The organism is Occallatibacter sp. (assembly GCF_049802275.1).
Taxonomy (GTDB): Bacteria; Acidobacteriota; Terriglobia; order Terriglobales; family Acidobacteriaceae; genus Telmatobacter.
Map to the genome: position 1 here is coordinate 1 of NZ_JBARMD010000299.1, position 2,519 is coordinate 2,519.

4 protein-coding genes are annotated in these 2,519 nt (G+C 59.3%); all 4 read left to right on the forward strand.

Annotated elements, in window-relative coordinates:
* The first annotated feature begins 71 nt into the window (after positions 1–71).
* Complete coding sequence (nusB, locus tag WA354_RS10570; RefSeq protein ID WP_472812973.1) at positions 72–491, forward strand: transcription antitermination factor NusB; 420 nt, start codon at positions 72–74, stop codon at positions 489–491.
* A 247-nt stretch (positions 492–738) separates the two neighbouring features.
* Positions 739–1,143, forward strand: a complete 405-nt coding sequence (locus WA354_RS10575) for a YtxH domain-containing protein (RefSeq protein WP_472812974.1) — start codon at positions 739–741, stop codon at positions 1,141–1,143.
* Positions 1,144–1,335: 192 nt separating this feature from the next.
* Positions 1,336–1,851 (forward strand): hypothetical protein, encoded by a 516-nt coding sequence (locus WA354_RS10580; RefSeq protein WP_472812975.1) that lies wholly within the window; start codon positions 1,336–1,338, stop codon positions 1,849–1,851.
* 13 nt (positions 1,852–1,864) lie between these two features.
* Positions 1,865–2,519: YncE family protein (locus WA354_RS10585; RefSeq protein ID WP_472812976.1), on the forward strand; the 655-nt coding region annotated here is incomplete at its 3' end.

The window sequence follows — 2,519 nt, forward strand, 5'->3', positions numbered from 1 at the left end:
GGCTTTGAAGCCGCTATTGCGGCCATTGAGATGGTGAGCCTGCAGCGCAAGCTCGCAGAAGGCGGGAAAGCTTGACCGCCGGCACTCGACGCAAATCCCGCGAACTCGCAATGCAGATGCTCTTTCAGGCCGACGTCGGCAAGCAGACCCCCGACCAGGTGCGTGCCACCTTCTGGAAATCCGTTGACGCAGTCGAGCCCGAGGTCCGTGGCTTTGCCGAAGATCTGTTCAACTCATCGCTGGCGCACCAGGAGCAGATCGACGAGCTTATCACCGCCAATTCGCGCCATTGGCGGCTGGAACGGATGCCGGCCGTGGATCGCAACCTGCTCCGCATGGCCGTGGGCGAAATGGTCCAGTACAAATCGACGCCCTTTCCGATTGTGATTAATGAGGCACTCGAGATCGCCAGAAGTTACTCCGCTCCGGAATCGATCAACTTTCTCAATGGCATCCTGGATGCGATTGCCCGCGGTCTCTTGCCCAAGTAAGCCCACGGTCGCGCAGTCCCCTGCACCGATCTCAAAGCGCGGGCAGCGAAGGTTAGCAACTGATTCGCATCCAACGGCGTCCAATGCGAAGAGAACCGGAGAGACTAATGCCGCTGCTCTTCGGCGACCCGCTCTTTTGGTGTGTAGGGCGCCAGACGCAAATTCTGCGCATCGTCATATTTGCGGCGTAACATGGAGTTTTGGTACGCTCAGGCTTCTTGATACTGGGCAGAAGGAGAAATACGTTATGAGCGAAGATTCGAGCAATGGTCAGGGAGTGGCGTGGTTTCTGGCTGGGTTGGGTGTGGGCGCACTGATCGGCCTCCTCTATGCTCCGAAAAGCGGTCGCGAAACACGCGAAGATCTCGCGCAAAGCGCACGCGAAGGGTCTGAGTATCTCCGCACTCGCGGACGTCAGGCTGCAGAGCGCGCAGGCCAGATGGTCGACAAGGGCAAGGAGCAGGTCAATCAATACGTCGGGCGCGGACGCGAAGTCGTCGATCGCGGCCGGGCGCAATGGGAAGACTTCGTCGAGCGAGGCAAGAACCTGGTAAACGATCAGACAACCAGGGTGGGCGCGGCCGTAGATGCGGGGCGCGAAGCCTACAAGGCGAATGCGACGCCTTCGACGACTTCTGAGCCCACAGCTTGATTTATAACGAGTGCCTGAGTTGGAATCTCGATTCAGGCACTCCGCAGTTCTCCACCTTTGAGCACGAATGCGAAGATTTGCCGGTTGCGAACATCGGGAATCGGCGCATCGGCTCTGCTACCGGCGTCCTCTTGTGTGGGCGGAGTCGCTGAAAGAGCTTCTGCAGATAGAAAGATCACGTCCGGTGCCAAAATGAATAACGAAACAACCCTGCTGGTGATTTTTGTGGGCCTTACCGCCTTCGCCCTGCTCGCGCAGGCGATCGTGATGCTGGCCGCTTTCCTCATGATTCGCAAGAAGGTCAGTTCTCTGCAGTCGGATGTGCAGGAATTGCGCACCACGGCGATGCCGATCCTGACTAAGTCCCGGGAGACGCTGGAGAAGGTAGCGCCAAAGCTTGAGTCTGTGTCGGCCGATATGGCCGAGATTGCGCAGATGCTGAAAAAGCAGAGCGCCGAGTTCCAGGTTGTGGCGGGCGATATTCTGCAGCGCGTACACCGCCAGACAAGCCGGGTCGACACCATGTTCACCCAGGTTGTAGACGGCGTCGAGCGCGCGAGCAATGTAGTTGCCCATTCCGTGATCAAACCGGCCCGCCAGGTAAACGCTGTGTTGGCCGGCGCAAAAGCCTTCCTGAACGTGCTGACAACAGGGAGGCGAAATGAACGGCCGGCCGACGTCGTAGCTGATCAGGACATGTTCGTCTAGTCGAGAGCCACCTATGAAGATCGAGAAAAAGTTTTTACTGGCCACCCTGGTTGTGGTTTGCGTTTCTGGTCTTGGGGTGCTCGCAACCGCGCAGCAGGCATCTTCGAATTCCCAAAAATCCGCGACACCCAAAACTGCGCTGCTCGTACTTTCCAAGCAGGACCACACGCTTGCGATCGTGGACCCCGCGAACCTGCGCGTCGTCGCTCGCGTTCCTGTGGGTGACGATCCCCACGAGGTTGTCGCTTCCTCCGACGGCCAGACCGCGTACGTCTCCAACTACGGCTTCGGACAGTTTCACACCCTGGCGGTAATTGACCTCATCGGGCAGGAGGCTGAACCGCAGATCGATCTTGGCGCCCTGCGCGGGCCCCACGGGTTGACGTTCGTGCAGGGCAAAGTGTGGTTTACCGCGGAGGCAGCAAAGGCCATCGGCAGCTATGATCCCGGCAGCGGCAAGATCAACTGGATCATGGGCACCGGTCAGAACCGCACCCACATGATCTACGTCTTCCCCGACGCAAAAAAGATCCTCACCACCAACGTGAGTTCCGCAACGGTCACGATCCTCGAGCACACTGAAGGACAGGCCGGCGGCCCTCCGCCCGGTCCACCGCCAGGCTCTGGACCTCAGGGGGCTGGGGCACCAGATTGGCACGGCGCAGGAG

Excerpts from the sequence above, each read along its gene's own strand:
- WA354_RS10575 (WP_472812974.1), top strand. The coding sequence starts at position 739 with ATGAGCGAAGATTCGAGCAATGGTCAGGGAGTGGCGTGGTTTCTGGCT.
- WA354_RS10580 (WP_472812975.1), top strand. The coding sequence starts at position 1,336 with ATGAATAACGAAACAACCCTGCTGGTGATTTTTGTGGGCCTTACCGCC.